Below are 16,733 nucleotides of genomic sequence, written 5' to 3'. Positions count from 1 at the left end.
ACTGCTTTTACCGCTAAACGGATTAGTTACGCCGCATACGCAATTGCTTAAGCGGCTAAACGGGTTACGTTGACCGTTAAAGGGATTAAGTTAGCCGCTAACCAAACTGCTTTTACCGCTAACCAGGTTGGTTACGCTGCGTACACAATTGCTTAAGCGGCTAAACGGGTTACGTCGACCGTTAAAGGGAATGGGGTAGCCGTTAAAGGGATTAAGTTAGCCGCTAACCGAACTGCTTTTACCGCTAACCGGGTTAGTTACGCCGCATACACAATTGCTTAAGCGGCTAAACAGATTATGTTTGCGGCTAAAGGAAATGGGTTAGCCGCTGACCCAAACCGGTTCGCCGTATACCCAATCCCTTAAATAGCACTATTCAGGCTTACCCGGGAACACATAATCCCCTGGTTTGCTCCACCGTCCCGATGAATATCGATAACACTTCCGGATAATCTGCGCAAGTATTAGCCCGGTCGAAGGAGGCCTAAGCCTTAAAAACACCTTTACTTTCAAAAGCTCTAAACATTATTCATGTTAAATATTTGATATACAAAATATTGAATACATTATTTTCGATCCTCTCCCCTGCCCGAAAGCAGCAAAAACTGTTACTGTCCGGCTTAATAAACCGTTTGATTTTTAGCCCGTAAGGCAACCCTTCTCCCCTTGCTATTCAGAGCCCGGCAGGCACTCCTGTTTTATAAGATTGAAAAAACCGGGAAATACGGTTCCGTTTTACCTGTTCCCACAACAGGCCTCCCGTGTAAAAACCGGTAAGGCCGGGGATATATTTTAATCAGATTTTACATTCCCGGACGCAACCTTTGATTCTTTCACCGATCTTTTAATAAACCCTAAAATTTACTGTTATGGTATCAAAATTCAAATGCTATGCCTGGCTTGCCCTAGGTCTTCTTTTCTTCTCGGGATGTTCGGATGATGACAACGGAAACGACAGACCCGAAATCATCGATTTTCATTTTTCCAATGATGCGGAAGCATGGAGCGGTGATTTTGCCGATTATCCCCTGGGAGAGGAAGATTTCTACGAATTGGAATTGGGTTATGCAGCACTTCCCGATCCCCTTGATAACTCCGATGGGGCCCTCAGACAAACAGGAAATAATCACAGTGATGACCTGTTCATGTTCATAAAACGGAAGATAACAGGGCTTGATCCCGACCGGGAATACCGTATTTATTTTGACCTTCGGATAGCCTCCGATGCCCCGGAAGGATCTGTAGGCATAGGCGGAAGTCCCGCAGAATCCGTAATTATAAAGGCAGGTGCTGTAAAAGAGGAGCCGAAAAAAAAGGTAAACGAGAACGACTATTACGAGATGAACATCGACAAAGGAAATCAGTCACAACCCGGAGAGGACATGATTAACCTAGGTAATTTCTCCAATGAAACGGACGCAGATACCTATACCATCGTACAGAGGAGCAATACCGATCCCTTTACAGCTACCAGCAACGCAGACGGCGAACTGTGGCTGGTCATAGGTACGGATTCCGGTTTCGAAGGCACCACTACCATTTATTACGATAGTATATCGGTCACATTCGAATAAAAAAACAAAAACCTGGCAGATCATGATGACCCCGCCAGGTTTTTATCCTACTATTATGAACAAAAAAATTATTTATTCTCTTTATCCATTTTCTCTTTAAGTTCTGCAAGAGCATCCAGGTCACCGAGAGTGGTTTTCTCAACGTTGGTGTTGGTTGCAGACTTAACATTCTTCTCTTCCTGCTCTTTGAAGATCGCTGTGTGAGAAGCTACAACCCTTTTGAATTCTTTATTGAACTCAATTACTTTGAACTGGGCTGTTTCTCCTTTTTTCAGTTTTTTACCATCTTCTTTTTCCAGGTGACGTGAAGGGACAAAAGCAACGATATCCTCATTGAGGTTGATAGTAGCTCCTTTGTCTACGATTTCACTTACTTCCGTAGTGTGAACCGTACCTACACCGAACTCGGTTTCGTATTTATCCCACGGGTTTTCCGTAGTTTGTTTGTGACCGAGGCTCAGTTTACGCCCTTCGACATCCAGTTCCAGCACTTCCACTTCCAGTTTGTCTCCTACGGAAACGAACTCAGACGGGTGCTTGATCTTTTTGGTCCAGGAAAGGTCCGAGATATAGATAAGACCGTCGATACCTTCTTCCAGCTCTACGAATACACCGAAATTGGTGAAGTTACGTACGATACCTTCGTGTTTGGAACCTACGGGGTATTTGCTGGTGATATCGGTCCATGGATCCGGGGTCAGTTGTTTGATACCAAGCGACATTTTGCGCTCTTCTCTGTCGAGTGTAAGTACAACTGCTTCCACTTCATCTCCTACCTGAACGAAATCCTGGGCGGAACGCAGGTGCGTAGACCATGACATTTCAGAAACGTGGATAAGTCCTTCCACACCTTCAGCTACCTCGATAAAGGCACCGTAATCCGCAATAACGACTACTTTACCTTTCACCTTGTCTCCAACTTTAATGTCGTCGCTAAGGGCTTCCCAAGGATGCTTCTGAAGTTGTTTCAGACCAAGTTGAATTCTGGACTTGTTGTCATCGAAATCAAGGATTACCACATTCAGTTTCTGATCCAGTTCCACAACCTCACTCGGGTGATTGATCCTGCTCCAGGAAAGGTCGGTAATGTGGATAAGACCATCAACACCTCCAAGGTCGATAAATACACCGTAAGAAGTAATGTTTTTAACAACTCCTTCGAGTACCTGGCCTTTTTCGAGCTGACCGATAATCTCTTTTTTCTGCTCTTCGATATCCGCTTCGATAAGCGCTTTATGCGAAACCACAACGTTCTTGAATTCGTGGTTGATTTTTACCACTTTGAACTCCATGGTCTTGCTTACGTACTGATCGTAATCGCGTATAGGTTTTACATCTATCTGTGAACCCGGCAGAAACGCTTCTATACCGAATACATCCACGATCATACCACCTTTGGTTCTGCACTTTACAAAACCGTTTACGATTTCACCGTTGTCATACGCTGCATTTACCCTGTCCCAAGCTTTTATCGTACGGGCTTTCCTGTGAGAAAGCACCAATTGTCCGGTTCTGTCTTCGCGAACGTCGATAAGTACTTCTACTTTATCACCAACTTTCAGATTGGGATTGTAACGGAATTCATTAAGGGAAACAACACCTTCAGACTTAGCGTTGATGTCAATGATAGCTTCCCTGTCTGTCAGGTGCGCTACAACTCCTTCCACTACTTCCTCATCGGCAGTGTCTACGAAGTTCTCCTCTACGAGCTTTTCAAATTCTTTCAGCTTATCATCTTCAACCCTTTCAATACCTTCTTCGTAGTTGTGCCAGTCGAAGTTCGCTAAAAATTCCTCAGGATTCTTAACATCCTGTTCTGTGTTTGTTTGTGTGTCAGCCATTGCTGATTTAAAATTTGTATTCTGAATCCATACAAGAGGTACAGCAATAGGAATTCAGAAGCATTAATAATCGGTTTTTATACACCTTTCCCTCCTGGGTTTGCTTAAAAGGAGTGCAAAATTACAATTATATTTTTGATTTTCAAAAGTTTGTATCGTATTAATTTGTGCAAAAAAATACCAGGCGCCCTTGTTCTCCACAAAATTCTGACAAACAAGGGAAATATTGTGGTTAAAACGTCCGTACCCCTCCCTGCTCCTGACATTTTTAATACCTTTGCGCCAAAATTACACGGTATAAATCATACGGCAATGCTACAACCTATTTCCTGCAACGGTTATAACATCTATTTCAATGAAAACGGGTACAAGAAAATCCGGGAGTACCTGGATGAAAAGAACCACTCCAAAGTTTTTATTCTTACGGATGAAAACACCCATCAATACTGCCTTTCCCGTTTTATGAGCAATATGCCGGAAGATTTTACGGCAGAGGTGATAGAAATAGAAGCTGGTGAAATCCACAAGAATATAGAAACCTGTAGCCAGGTGTGGCAGGTCCTTTCAGATATGGGGGCCGACAGAAAAAGTGTAATGATCAACCTGGGCGGTGGTGTGGTTACCGATCTCGGCGGCTTTGTCGCTTCTACCTTTATGCGGGGGATAGATTTTGTGAATGTCCCCACCTCCCTACTGGCCATGGTCGATGCCTCCGTAGGCGGTAAGACCGGTGTGGACCTGGGACCGTTAAAAAACCAGGTAGGAGTGATCAATGTTCCTGATATACTGATCGTGGATACCGATATGCTACAAACCCTCCCCCCGGAACAAATGCGCAGCGGCCTTGCGGAAATGCTGAAACACGGGCTCATCTACGACAAAAATTATTGGGCGGAGTTCCTGGACCTCGCATCTTTAAACCTGGATGACCTGGATACACTGGTGAGGGATTCTATCGTCATAAAAAACAATATAGTCATGCAGGATCCCAGGGAAGCCGGCCTTCGCAAAACGCTGAACTTCGGTCACACACTGGGCCATGCTATAGAATCATACTTTCTGCAAAACCCGGAAAAACCTGCACTACTGCACGGAGAAGCTATTGCCATTGGCATGATACTCGAAACATACCTGTCTGTCGAACTGGAACAATTCCCGCAGGAAAAACTGGACCAGGTAACGTCGGTCATTCTCTCCTACTTCCGGAAAACAGAGATAAAAGAAGAAGACATAGAGCCTATTATCTCCTATCTGAAATACGACAAAAAGAATTCCCACGGGAATATCAATTTTGTATTGCTCAATGATATAGGAACTCCGGTCATAGATGTCCGGGCCGATAACGAAAAGATCCTCCGTTCATTTGCTTATTACAAAGGACAGGAAGTTTAAAAAGCTTAATCTATTCGTTCATAGCGGTACAGGCACGCCTCTATACAGAAGGTAGGGCTTAAAGGACTAAGCACGAGATCCCCACCTTCGAAATAGAATCGCATGATCTGCGGTTCGACATCATAATTGCAGTTGAAATCCAGTCGCAGGGAATCTCCTTTTACCGAAAACTTTCCCTCCTGGCAATCCGTTGCGTTCGAGGTAAAAGTACTGTCGGTCTTAAACTGATAAATCTCTCCGTCTTTCACGGTGTCCCAACGGACATTATTACCTCCGGTGCTGACGTACTTCCGGGTCATCTGCCATTTCCCGGTTACAAAACGGTCATCGGTCACATCAGAATCTTCCGAACATCCGAGTACGGACAATAAAAATAACATACCTAAAATAGTTTTCATTTTGTTTTGGGTTGTTTAAACATCATTTGCTTTTTGGAACATTTATTTGTTTTAAGATGTCCTGCTTGCGGAACGGTTGCGTGTTTTAACATTCCTCTGCCTTCCCTCAAGTGTATTTTTAACGTTTCCAACAGCGCATAACCTTCTTTCATTTTTCGACCTGAAACCTTTACGAAAACGTTTGAAATATATACTTTTGCCCCCGAACACTAAACTAATGATGCCCTTTCGTACAAAAACGGGAGGTACTACGCAAAACACAGAACAATGAGTTTTACAAAAACTTACGAAAAGGAACTTGCTTTCCAGGCAGATCGCCGAAAAGCTTCCGTGGAATTCAGTAAAATAGTGAGCGACCTGTGGTATGACAAAGCCATTGAGCTCGTTCTCTTCCGGAACCAGCTTATAGACCGCAATGTGAGCGAGATTATCAACCTGCACGAATACGCAGGGGAATTCGTCCAAAAACCCATCTCCATTTTTGATACAGTAGAAATAGCGCAGGCCATTAAACAGATGACACTTCCTCCTGCCAAACTGGATATCGGAAAACTCACCTACGAATATCACCTGGAGGACGACAAGTACACCAATGCAACCGCTTTTATCTACGATAAACTACGGGCTGCACAAAACAGTAAGGAAATACAGCCGAAAGATGTTATATTATACGGTTTCGGAAGAATAGGCAGGTTGCTGGCCAGGGAACTGATGGCTAAAACGGGCAAAGGGAACCAGCTCCGTCTCCGTGCTATAGTTACCCGGGGAAAATCTGATGCCGCCACACTTGAAAAAAGAGCTTCCCTGCTCCGCAACGATTCGGTGCACGGTGATTTTCCCGGGACCGTAGCCACAGACCCGGAAAACAACGCACTTATTATCAACGGTACAACCGTACACATGATATCCGCCAATGCCCCCGAAGAAATAGACTATACGACTTATGGCATTGACAATGCCCTGGTCATGGATAACACAGGGGCTTTCCGCGATAAGGAGCAACTCAGCCGCCATCTGATATCTAAAGGAGTAAGTCATGTTTTACTTACCGCCCCCGGAAAAGGCGTCCCCAATATCGTACACGGGGTGAACCACAGGGAACATGATCCAGACAGCGTACAGATATTTTCCGCCGCTTCCTGCACTACCAATGCCATTACCCCTGTGCTCAAGGTAATCGAAGATTCTCTCGGTGTGGTAAAAGGGCACCTGGAAACCATACACGCATATACCAACGACCAAAACCTCGTAGACAATATGCACGGTAAATACCGCCGGGGAAGGGCTGCCGCACTGAATATGGTTATCACCGAAACCGGTGCCGGAAGTGCCGTAGCCAAAGCCTTGCCTTCGCTCGAAGGCAAACTTACTTCCAATGCCATACGTGTTCCCGTTCCCAACGGATCATTGGTCGTACTGAACCTCGAGGTGGAAAAAAACACGTCGAAAGAAGCACTCAACACCATCATGAAAAAATACGCGCTGGAAGGAGAGCTTGTCGAACAGATAAAATACTCTCTCAGCAACGAACTCGTCTCATCGGATATCATAGGTACCTCCGCCCCGTCCATCTATGACAGTAAAGCTACCATTGTTTCACCGGATGGAAAAAACATTGTGCTCTATGTCTGGTACGACAACGAATACGGGTATAGCCACCAGGTCATTCGCCTTGCCAAATACATTGCCAAAGTGAGGAGATATACCTATTATTAACCGGCATCCCGGATAATTACGACAACCGGTAAATTTGTCCATGCTGTTCCTTTACAGGGTGCCGAAACAACAGGAAAAGGTTAGATTATTGTTTTTCAATTTATTATAAACTCATAATATTCTATATATTTGCAGCCTCACTTACCGTAGTGAGGCTTTACCTTTTTTCAACCCCGGTAACAATAAGTAAGTTATCTGAACGTTACGAAGCATAAACAACTATAACAAATATCAAGTACAGTCCGAAATGAAAATGAAAAACATGTACCTTACGTGTATTGCACTTACTTTTATCCTTCTCTTTACCAATGCCTTACATGCACAGCAAACTGCAGATGAAGAAGACCCCGCAAGCAAATTATCACTTACCGAAGGGAATATCGACAACCAGTTTGAATTTGTCATACAGCGTTCCAACAACTACCAGGAATATAAAGTAGTTAAAAAGAACTGGCTTTATACACTCAAGAAGAATACACTCGATTCCCTGGCGAGGGTAGAAAAGGAACTTGCCGAAGCTATAAATCTCACCAAAACCCAGAATACGGAAATCGCATCGTTAAAAGGGGAATTGCAGGAAAGCAACGATCATGTATCTACCCTGACCAACGAAAGGGACAGTATTTCCTTTTTCGGGGTGCTCATCGACAAAACCACCTATAAGGCCACCATGTGGGGAATTGTTGGCCTTCTGGCCGTAGTGCTTTTCTTCTTTATTTACAAGTTCAAAAACAGCAATGCCGTTACGCACAGTGCCAGGAAAGCCCTTTCCGAACTGGAACAGGAATATGAAGATCACCGTAAGAAGGCACTGGAAAGAGAACAAAAAGTGAGAAGGCAGTTACAGGACGAAATCAATAAACAAAAGATTTCCAAAACAAAATAAGTCCGGGGAGATCACCGGGTTAATATAAAAAAGACAAAGGTTCAGGGACAATATATAACTATTGGCTCTGAACCTTTAACTTTGCAGTCTAAATTTACAGAAATGCGTATCGACATTATCACCGTGCTCCCCGAACTGCTCAAAAGCCCATTTGAAGCCTCCATTCTCAAACGGGCTATAGATAAAGGATTGGTAGAAGTACACACCCATAACCTTCGCGATTATACTACGGACAACTACAAGACTATCGATGATTATCAGTTTGGCGGCGGTGCCGGAATGGTAATGATGATCGAACCTATTGACAAATGCATTTCCCGCTTACAGTCCGAAAGGGATTACGACGAGATCATTTACATGACCCCGGACGGGGAAACCCTCAATCAGAAGACGGCCAATCATCTTTCCCTCAGGGAAAACATCATCATACTGTGTGGCCATTACAAAGGTGTGGACCAAAGGGTAAGAGAGCAATTCATTACCCGCGAAATATCAATCGGAGATTATGTGCTTTCGGGCGGAGAATTGGGCGCTGCCGTATTGTGCGATGCCATTATCCGGCTTATTCCCGGGGTCCTGAATGACGAAACATCCGCCCTTACGGACTCTTTCCAGGACAACCTCCTCGCCCCCCCGGTTTATACCAGGCCGGCAGAATACAAAGGATGGAAAGTCCCCGACATCCTGCTCAGCGGTAACTTTCCAGAAATTGAAAAATGGCGTGAAGAACAGGCTTACCTGCGTACCAGGGAGAGAAGGCCCGATCTGCTGAATGACTAGAGCAGTAAAAAGAGGTTCCGGACTAGGATTTTCCCGGTCAAAACCCTTAACTTTGAACATATAACCACACCTTTGTTTAGATACTGAAAAAATGAACAGACGGGATTTCATACAGCACACCGCAGCTTCCTCGGCACTTCTGTCTCTCGGAGGATTGTCCCTTTCCTCATGCGGCACGGCAACAGGCAAAAAACACATTACCATACTGCATACCAATGACGTGCATAGCCATATTGACGTGTTCCCACCGGATGATCCGCGGAACCCCAACCAGGGAGGAGTAGCGAGAAGGGCTACCCTGGTGGAAAATATACGCCGCGAAAACCCCAATACCCTGCTCCTCGATGCCGGCGATATATTTCAGGGCACCCCTTACTTCAACTATTACGGGGGAGAACTGGAATTCAAACTGATGAGCATGCTGAAATACGATGCGGCAACACTCGGTAACCACGATTTCGATAATGGTATCGACGGGCTGTATGCCCAATTGCCGAATGCGAAGTTCGATTTCCTTATAGCCAATTACGATTTTTCCAATACGGTTATGGATACTCACACCAAGCCGTACAAGGTATTTATAAAAGACGGCGTAAAAATAGGTGTTTTTGGCCTGGGGATCCGCTTAAAAGGTCTGGTAAACGACAACCTCTACAAAGAGACCAAATACCTGGACCCTATCGAAATTGCGCAGGATATGTCGGCCACACTCCGCGGGCAGGAAGGCTGCCATATTGTTATATGCCTTTCCCATATCGGTTATCAATACCGGAACCCCGAAACCACCTGCGATATCAAACTTGCCGAAAACACGGAAAACATAGACCTCATCATAGGTGGGCATACACATACCTTTATGGACAAACCCGCCATACATCGCAACCGCAAAGGAGAAGAGGTCATGGTAAACCAGGTAGGGTGTTTTGGCATCAACCTGGGACGTATAGATTTTTACTTGGATGACAAAAACAACCTTGAGAAGCAGGGAGGGAGATCTATAGTGGTCTGAAAATTGCCGGGTCTTCCCCTGTTCGGCCGGCCCGAAGCAGTACAAAACACAGTTTGGTCCCGCTGTCTGACCGGATATCTCTGCTTATCCCTTCATATGGCAGAAAAAATAACATACGACGGCAGGTTCCCGTTACACACGGTTTTTCCATGGCGGAACAAACCAAAAGTCCTGTATTTTCCCTATCTTTGATATAGAGGAGCCTTACAGCGTATCCCGGATTTTAAAGGAAAATAACAAACACCCAAAGTCATGTGTACCAAACCCTTATTCTTATTAGCCACTTTATTGCTATTTATTGCCCCTGGCAAAACCGCAGCACAGTCCAAAACCATTTCCGTAGATTCCTTCGATAAGGTTATCATAAACCCGCACATACAGGTCATCTTCCGGGAAGGGGACAAAGAGTCTGTTGTTGTGAAGGAGATCAGCGAACCGATGGAAAAACTGCATGTAGAAGTAAAAAACAAGGTTCTGCATATGTATCTGGACGGCGCCAGGGTCGTTACCAAAACGGAAAAGATCAAAGGAGAAGGCCGGAAGGAGAAGAGGCCTATTTATAATGGCACGGTAGTAAAAGCCGTTGTCACCTATAAAAAAGCCGGCACATTCTCAGTGAGGGGTGACGAAACCATAGTCTTCGAAAGCCCGATACATCTCGATAAAATGAGACTTAATATCTACGGGGAATCCGAAGTATATCTCAATGAAGCCAATGTAGAAGATCTCAGGGCAACTATTTACGGGGAATGTCACCTGGAAATCAAGAAAGGAGATATTGCCGAACAAAAATTCACTACCTACGGAGAAAGCGAAATCAATACCCTTAAGGCCAATAACAGGTCTACAAAGATCGTCGCCTATGGTGACAGTAATTTTGAAGGCAGTGTTTCCGAAAGGCTTAAAGTTACCTCTTACGGAGAGGCTACCGTGAAATACAAGGGAAATCCGGAAATCCGCAAGGGTATTGTCATCGGGGATACCGAAATATCTTCGTTACCCTGACCTGTATGTGCCTCTGTCACGACAGCTTTTACCCTGCCTTCCTGTCTGTATTTATAAAGAAATGCAAGAAAACAAAGTATAAATTTGGCTGGCAAGATAAGGCTAAGTAATTTTAAACTTTAAAAAATTAATATTATGAGAAAAGTAGCATTATTAACATTATCTGTTTTGTTCCTGTCCGTTTCCTGTAAGGACAAGGCAAAAAAAGAAAAGGAAAATATGTTGGAAAAAGAACCGGCTCCGACGGAGACGAAATCAGAAGCCCCGAAAAAACTCACTGTAGTTATGGAGCCCAAAAGTGAATCCAATGTAAAAGGTACTGTCATATTCAAAGAAGAGAACGGCGAGGTTACGATGACTGCCAATTTCGAAGGCCTGGAGCCCGGAGAGCATGCCATTCACCTGCATGAAAAAGCCGATTGTTCTGCTGCCGACGGCACTTCCACCGGAGGCCACTGGAACCCCACTTTCCAGAAACACGGTAAATGGGGTGATGCCGAAGGATACCACAAAGGAGATATCGGAAACTTTAAGGCAGATGAGCAGGGCAAAGGATCTATCACGTTTTCTACCGACGAATGGTGTATAGACTGTGATGACGATACCAGGAATATTATCGGCAAAGGAGTTATTGTTCACAAGGGAGTTGACGATTTCACTACACAGCCTACCGGAGACGCAGGCGGACGAATAAGCTGTGGTGGAATTATACAATAAAACCTTTTATAAAATTCAATCCGTTATCAGGGGCCCGGGCCATAATTAAATGACTATTTACATAATCCACTTTTATCATTATGAACCCCTCGGCTGCAGGTTGGATAGATAAATTGAACACTATTTTAGATAAATCTGCCTCCTTTCCTGCAGAGAACGGTCTGCTTTATGACAGGCTCAGGGACTCGGGGTTTATTTACGGCACCAATGTAAAACTGGCTTATCCCCTTGATATCGAAAACAAGCTTACGGAGGAAGAATTGTCCAAAACGCATTTGTATATTTCCCTCCTCGCAGCAAATTACACAAACAACGGAATCCTCGTTTACGAGGAAGCCATAGATTCTATCATTGCTTTCTACACGGAAATAGAAAGCAATGATATTTCTTTTTTTCACAAACTGCTCTCCGGCAGAAGGCCATCCACCAAACTGGAAAAAATTATAGGCAACAGGATACAGTTTGACGAGAATATCCTTACCAAAAACTTTAACCGTATCCTCACCAATGTATTGCTGTATACCGACGTACTTGCCTATATCCAGTTCCTCGAAGGCAATACCGACTGTATAACCTACGCCAGAAACCTGGAAACTTTTGTGATCAATACCATGTACCGGGCCCTGGAAATAAAACCGGAAAAAAACGAATTCGATATGCAGTTGGTAAAACTGTTCGAATCATCTGCCAGGTATACCGGTTCTTTTGACAAGGAAGTGATTATCCCTTCCGGAGAAGAAAAACATGCTTTTACCTCTGAACTGGAGAAAAAATATCTTCTGGACCTGGCCAGCCTTACTGTCTGGAATGATGAGGCCATAGACCGGGCGGAGAAACAGTTTGTTTTTGATCTTGGCCGTACCCTCGATCTCGAAAAAGAAGAGATCGAAAGATCCGTTGCCCTGGTCCGGGATTTTTTCCGGACACATAAGGATGATATTCCCATTCTCAACTTTTCCAATCCGGTAAAGCACTTTTACGACAATTCTTCGCGAATGGTGAGCAACCTCATCCTCAGGAACAAAAAGCGCTTGCAGCAGGAACTCCTGCAAAGCAAGGAACTGGTGGTCCTGCTATCCAAATCTACCGTAAAAGAACTGACCAAAGAAGAAAAACAAAGACTGAAATTCCAGTTGCTTGATATCTGCAAGTCCATACCTTCCCTGGCCATTTTTCTTCTTCCCGGCGGAGGCATACTCCTCCCCCTGCTGGTTAAGTTCATACCTAAGCTTTTACCGTCCGCCTTTGATGACAATAAAATATACCCTGATATACCGGGAGCTGAAAAAAGGTAAAAAAACATCTTCCTGCAAAACTTCGGTAATGCAGTACCGGGACTGTTTCCCCTGTTTATTTCCCCGTTTATTCGCCCATCTTTCTCATTTCATCTTTAAAACATCTCACCGGCCGACCATAAAAGCCGTTCCTCCCGCAAAAACACCCGCGATTTCCTTCCGGACAATCCCCTCATTTTTTCCTAAACTACCGTATTTACTGTTATCAGCAACTTACCCCGCACTTTTTTAACGATTTCGTTATATTACATACAACATTCTTTCACAAATAAAAAAAATCTGTACATTTAGGCGGCCATTGGCATTCTGGATAGATTCTTACCACATCTCCTGTTTACAAGGGGTAAAATCTATCTTTTTTTGTGCAATATCAATCTAAAATCCAATATGAATTTTTCAACTGTAGACATCGTTATTTTTATCGGTTATCTGATCGTATTATGTGCCATAGGACTTTGGCTTTCATTTAAGGATAAACAGGAAGGCGCCGAAGATTATTTTCTGGCCAGCAAATCGCTCCCCTGGTGGGCCGTCGGTGGTTCACTGATAGCTTCCAATATTTCCGCGGAGCAATTTATAGGAATGTCGGGCTCCGGATATGTAGTGGGAATGGCCATAGCATCTTACGAACTCATGGCGGCCATCACCCTGATCATCGTAGCTAAATATTTCCTTCCCATCTTTATCAAAAAAGGGATTTACACTATGCCCCAGTTCCTGGAAGAGCGTTTTGATAAACGGGTACATACGGGGTTAGCCATTTTCTGGGTCCTTCTCTTTGTATTTGTAAATATCACTTCCGTACTTTATCTGGGAGCACTGGCCCTTAAAACGATCATGGGTATCGATATGATGTACGGTATCATAGGACTGGTGATCTTCGCTTCCACTTTCTCCATTTTCGGAGGCCTGAAAGCCGTGGTATGGACAGATGTCATACAGGTAACCGTACTTATTTTCGGTGGCCTGCTGGCCAGTGTCCTGGTATTAAATGCCATCGGGGGAAGTACCTGGGAAGGTTTCAGCACCCTACTCGAAAGGGCCCCTGAAAAATTTGACATGATACTCGACAAAACGCATGAAGAATACAAAAACCTTCCCGGAATAAGTGTTCTTGTGGGGGGAATGTGGATCGCCAACCTTTACTACTGGGGAAATAACCAATACATTATACAGCGTGCCCTGGGAGCAAAAAGCCTTAAAGAAGCACAAAAAGGAACGGCATTTGCGGCTTTCCTGAAAGTTTTACTCCCTTTGATCGTAGTTATTCCCGGAATTGCCGCTTTTGTCCTGGATGCGAACATCAGTAAACCGGACGAAGCTTACCCCTGGATACTCGACAACTACGTAATTACCGGGTTTAAAGGCCTTGCCTTCGCCGCATTGATCTCTGCCATCGGTTCTTCCCTGAGCTCCATGGTAAACAGTACATCCACTATATTTACTATGGATATATACAAGCCGCTAGATAAAAAGGCGAGTAACAGGAAAATAGTAACCATAGGCCGTATTGTGGCGGCAGTGTCCCTCATTATAGGAGGGATAGTAGCCCCTCTTTTGGGTAATCTCGACCAGGCTTTCCAGTTTATCCAGGAATACACCGGCTTTATAAGCCCCGGTGTCGTAGTGATCTTCCTTTTCGGAATGTTCTGGAAAAGAACATCGGCAAACGCAGCCTTCTGGGTCGTGATCTTATCCATTCCACTATCCGTAGCCCTAAAATACTTTACCCCGGAAATTCCCTTCATGAACCGTATGGGATTGTGTTTCCTGATACTTTCGGCCATTATTATTGTCATCTCTCTCATTGAGAACAAAACCGATGACAAAAAGGCTATTTACCTGGAAAAAGGCCTCTTTAAAACCTCGCCCGTATTTAATACGGCAGCGATCCTGATCATGGGAATACTTGCGGTTATTTATGCCGCCTGGTGGTAAAACCCGACAACAGAAAAAGAAAAAAATAATAACCGATAAACTTTCTCCCTTTACCGGGAGTAAACCTATGACAACAGAAGCATTAACGGACAAAATACGATTACTTTTTACAGAAAGACACAACACCGCACCTATCATCATACAATCTCCGGGACGCATAAATATTATCGGGGAACATACCGATTATAACGATGGCTTTGTGCTTCCGGGGGCCATAGACCGTTACATTATCTGTGCTGCAGCCAAGAACAACAGCGCGGATAAGTGCTCTGTCTATGCCGCTGATATGGAAGAGAACTGTACTTTCAGCCTCACCGATGTAAAACCTTCCGGAAAAGGAAGCTGGCAGAACTACGTCCTCGGTGTGGTGGCCGAAGTACTCAAAGCCGGAGGCAGATTATCCGGTTTCGATATTGTGTTCGGGGGAAATATCCCCAATGGCTCGGGGCTGTCCTCTTCTGCTGCCCTTGAGAACAGTATTATATACAGCCTGAACAAATTGTTCGGGTTGCAACTGTCCAGAAAAGAAATGATGTTGCTTTCTCAAAAAGCAGAACACAATTTCGTGGGGGTACAATGCGGGATTATGGACCAGTTTGCAAGCATGCAGGGGAAAGAAGACCATGTACTGTTCCTGGATTGCCGTACCCTGGATTTTACCCCCGTCCGGATCGATTTCGGCGATTACGAATTACTCCTTATTAATTCCAATGTAAAACACAGCCTTGCCGATTCAGCCTATAACGACAGGAGAAATGCCTGCGAAACCGGTGTAAAAGCATTACAGGAAAAATTCCCGGCAATCAAGGCTCTGCGCGATGCTACCGAAAAAGATCTCCTACAGGTAAAAGGCCTATTATCCGGGGAAGTATATACCCAGTGCTTGTATGTCATACAGGAGAACAATCGTGTTAAGCAGGCGATTGAAGCCATAGAACAAAATGATATCGATAAACTGGGCGAATTACTCTTTGCTTCGCATAACGGCTTGCAGCATCAATACCAGGTAAGTTGCCCGGAGCTGGATTTTCTGGTAGAAAAAGCCCGCATAACCCCTGCTGTACTCGGTAGCAGAATGATGGGGGGCGGCTTCGGCGGATGTACCATAAACATCATCAGAAAAGGAGAAGCCGACGCCTTTGTGGCATCCGTACGGGAAGAATACATCCGTACCTTTGGCAAGGAACCCGGCACATACCGAGTTTCGTTAACGGACGGGACCGACGTCAGGACCTCCTGACAGGTTTGTAAGGCTCCTCCCCTTCCGGAACACTCAGAAAAAGAAATCTCATGCCAGCACCAGTACTGCCCAAAATAGTAAAAAACCCGTATACATCATGAAAGACGGTGTTTTATACTGGAATATGGACCCGGTTATAGTCCAGATAACCGACACCTTTCCGTTGAAGTACTACGGACTGCTCTTCGTATCGGGCCTTTTCCTGGGATATCTGGTCGTAAAAAGAATTTATCAGAAGGAGAATATCCCGGTAACGCAACTGGACAAACTACTTACCTATATAGTTATAGGAACTGTAGCAGGTGCCAGACTGGGACACTGCCTCTTCTACGAACCCGGATATTACCTGAATCACCCGATAGAGATCTTTTTGCCCGTACAGGAAATTAACGGTTCGTACAGGTTTACAGGGTACCAGGGGCTTGCCAGCCATGGCGGGGCCATCGGTGTACTTCTGGCCATTGCGCTCTATTGCAGGAAGTATAAAATACGGCTTTTATGGGTGCTGGACAGGATTGCCATAGCCATTCCGCTTACAGGGGCATTTATCCGCTTCGGTAATTTTATGAATTCAGAAATCTATGGCAAGCCTACCAATGGTAACTGGGGTGTGGTATTTATGAGAGACGACCTCATTGCCCGGCATCCCACGCAGCTTTACGAGGCCCTGGCATATTTATCCATATTCGTAGTACTGATGCTGCTCTACCGATCGGAAAACGTACGGCAAAAAAGCGGTTATCTGTTCGGACTTTTTCTTGTTTTACTGTTTACGGCAAGGTTCCTTATCGAATTTTTTAAGGAAAACCAGGTAGGGTTTGAAAATAACATGACCATCAATATGGGACAAATATTGAGTATCCCCTTTATTTTACTGGGAATATTCTTTGTTTTCCGCAACCGCATGCAAAGCGTAAAAACAATAAATTAAAATATTCAATA

General features: G+C 44.5%; 14 protein-coding genes. 12 read left to right on the top strand and 2 right to left on the bottom strand.

Features of this window, described 5'->3' with window-relative positions; all coding sequences use genetic code 11:
- Positions 1-869: 869 nt before the first annotated feature.
- A complete protein-coding gene (locus ED312_RS21350; RefSeq protein WP_123218048.1) occupies positions 870-1,574 on the top strand; it encodes a hypothetical protein in 705 nt (234 codons plus the stop codon).
- Between the two features lie 68 nt (positions 1,575-1,642).
- Here the strand turns inward: ED312_RS21350 and rpsA are convergent, their stop codons facing one another.
- Entirely contained in the window at positions 1,643-3,415 is a 1,773-nt protein-coding gene (rpsA, locus tag ED312_RS21345; protein ID WP_123218047.1) for a 30S ribosomal protein S1, read from the bottom strand.
- 312 nt (positions 3,416-3,727) lie between these two features.
- On the opposite strand from rpsA, the gene aroB reads away from it, so the two are divergent.
- Positions 3,728-4,807 carry a 3-dehydroquinate synthase gene (gene aroB / locus ED312_RS21340; protein ID WP_123218055.1) on the top strand — a complete coding sequence of 360 codons (1,080 nt, stop codon included), beginning with the start codon at positions 3,728-3,730 and terminating at the stop codon, positions 4,805-4,807.
- 5 nt (positions 4,808-4,812) lie between these two features.
- On the opposite strand, the gene ED312_RS21335 is transcribed toward aroB, so the two are convergent.
- Complete coding sequence (locus tag ED312_RS21335) at positions 4,813-5,205, bottom strand: lipocalin family protein (protein WP_123218046.1); 393 nt, start codon at positions 5,203-5,205, stop codon at positions 4,813-4,815.
- A 267-nt stretch (positions 5,206-5,472) separates the two neighbouring features.
- Here ED312_RS21335 and ED312_RS21330 point away from each other — a divergent pair, with 267 nt between their 5' ends.
- The 10 genes from ED312_RS21330 (at position 5,473) to lgt (ending at position 16,722) form a co-directional block, all read left to right on the top strand.
- Positions 5,473-6,921, top strand: coding sequence for a glyceraldehyde-3-phosphate dehydrogenase (locus tag ED312_RS21330; RefSeq protein WP_123218045.1), 1,449 nt, complete (start codon positions 5,473-5,475; stop codon positions 6,919-6,921).
- 262 nt (positions 6,922-7,183) lie between these two features.
- Positions 7,184-7,807 (top strand): tRNA (guanine-N1)-methyltransferase, encoded by a 624-nt coding sequence (locus ED312_RS21325; protein ID WP_240643167.1) that lies wholly within the window; start codon positions 7,184-7,186, stop codon positions 7,805-7,807.
- Between the two features lie 102 nt (positions 7,808-7,909).
- Entirely contained in the window at positions 7,910-8,587 is a 678-nt protein-coding gene (trmD, locus tag ED312_RS21320) for a tRNA (guanosine(37)-N1)-methyltransferase TrmD (RefSeq protein WP_123218044.1), read from the top strand.
- Positions 8,588-8,678: 91 nt separating this feature from the next.
- Positions 8,679-9,596: a bifunctional metallophosphatase/5'-nucleotidase gene (locus ED312_RS21315; RefSeq protein WP_123218043.1), complete on the top strand. Its 918-nt coding sequence runs from the start codon at positions 8,679-8,681 to the stop codon at positions 9,594-9,596.
- 252 nt (positions 9,597-9,848) lie between these two features.
- A complete protein-coding gene (locus ED312_RS21310) occupies positions 9,849-10,601 on the top strand; it encodes a GIN domain-containing protein (protein WP_123218042.1) in 753 nt (250 codons plus the stop codon).
- Positions 10,602-10,736: 135 nt separating this feature from the next.
- On the top strand, positions 10,737-11,318 hold the full coding sequence (locus tag ED312_RS21305; RefSeq protein ID WP_123218041.1) for a superoxide dismutase family protein: 582 nt from the start codon (positions 10,737-10,739) through the stop codon (positions 11,316-11,318).
- Between the two features lie 80 nt (positions 11,319-11,398).
- Positions 11,399-12,613 carry an LETM1-related biofilm-associated protein gene (locus ED312_RS21300; RefSeq protein WP_123218040.1) on the top strand — a complete coding sequence of 405 codons (1,215 nt, stop codon included), beginning with the start codon at positions 11,399-11,401 and terminating at the stop codon, positions 12,611-12,613.
- Positions 12,614-13,000: 387 nt separating this feature from the next.
- Positions 13,001-14,551: a sodium/sugar symporter gene (locus ED312_RS21295; RefSeq protein WP_123218039.1), complete on the top strand. Its 1,551-nt coding sequence runs from the start codon at positions 13,001-13,003 to the stop codon at positions 14,549-14,551.
- Positions 14,552-14,618: 67 nt separating this feature from the next.
- Positions 14,619-15,791, top strand: a complete 1,173-nt coding sequence (gene galK / locus ED312_RS21290; protein ID WP_123218053.1) for a galactokinase — start codon at positions 14,619-14,621, stop codon at positions 15,789-15,791.
- A 97-nt stretch (positions 15,792-15,888) separates the two neighbouring features.
- Entirely contained in the window at positions 15,889-16,722 is an 834-nt protein-coding gene (lgt, locus tag ED312_RS21285; protein WP_123218038.1) for a prolipoprotein diacylglyceryl transferase, read from the top strand.
- Positions 16,723-16,733: the final 11 nt, after the last annotated feature.

Source organism: Sinomicrobium pectinilyticum, assembly GCF_003725735.1.
Classification (GTDB): Bacteria; Bacteroidota; Bacteroidia; order Flavobacteriales; family Flavobacteriaceae; genus Sinomicrobium; species Sinomicrobium pectinilyticum.
The sequence above is the reverse complement of the archived record's forward strand: the minus strand, read 5'-3'. Positions and strand labels throughout refer to the sequence as shown.

Bases quoted from the DNA above. Each gene is read 5' to 3' on its own strand.
- ED312_RS21350 (WP_123218048.1), top strand. From the start codon at position 870: ATGGTATCAAAATTCAAATGCTATGCCTGGCTTGCCCTAGGTCTTCTT.
- rpsA (WP_123218047.1), bottom strand. From the start codon at position 3,415: ATGGCTGACACACAAACAAACACAGAACAGGATGTTAAGAATCCTGAG.
- aroB (WP_123218055.1), top strand. From the start codon at position 3,728: ATGCTACAACCTATTTCCTGCAACGGTTATAACATCTATTTCAATGAA.
- ED312_RS21335 (WP_123218046.1), bottom strand. From the start codon at position 5,205: ATGAAAACTATTTTAGGTATGTTATTTTTATTGTCCGTACTCGGATGT.
- ED312_RS21330 (WP_123218045.1), top strand. From the start codon at position 5,473: ATGAGTTTTACAAAAACTTACGAAAAGGAACTTGCTTTCCAGGCAGAT.
- ED312_RS21325 (WP_240643167.1), top strand. From the start codon at position 7,184: ATGTACCTTACGTGTATTGCACTTACTTTTATCCTTCTCTTTACCAAT.
- trmD (WP_123218044.1), top strand. From the start codon at position 7,910: ATGCGTATCGACATTATCACCGTGCTCCCCGAACTGCTCAAAAGCCCA.
- ED312_RS21315 (WP_123218043.1), top strand. From the start codon at position 8,679: ATGAACAGACGGGATTTCATACAGCACACCGCAGCTTCCTCGGCACTT.
- ED312_RS21310 (WP_123218042.1), top strand. From the start codon at position 9,849: ATGTGTACCAAACCCTTATTCTTATTAGCCACTTTATTGCTATTTATT.
- ED312_RS21305 (WP_123218041.1), top strand. From the start codon at position 10,737: ATGAGAAAAGTAGCATTATTAACATTATCTGTTTTGTTCCTGTCCGTT.
- ED312_RS21300 (WP_123218040.1), top strand. From the start codon at position 11,399: ATGAACCCCTCGGCTGCAGGTTGGATAGATAAATTGAACACTATTTTA.
- ED312_RS21295 (WP_123218039.1), top strand. From the start codon at position 13,001: ATGAATTTTTCAACTGTAGACATCGTTATTTTTATCGGTTATCTGATC.
- galK (WP_123218053.1), top strand. From the start codon at position 14,619: ATGACAACAGAAGCATTAACGGACAAAATACGATTACTTTTTACAGAA.
- lgt (WP_123218038.1), top strand. From the start codon at position 15,889: ATGAAAGACGGTGTTTTATACTGGAATATGGACCCGGTTATAGTCCAG.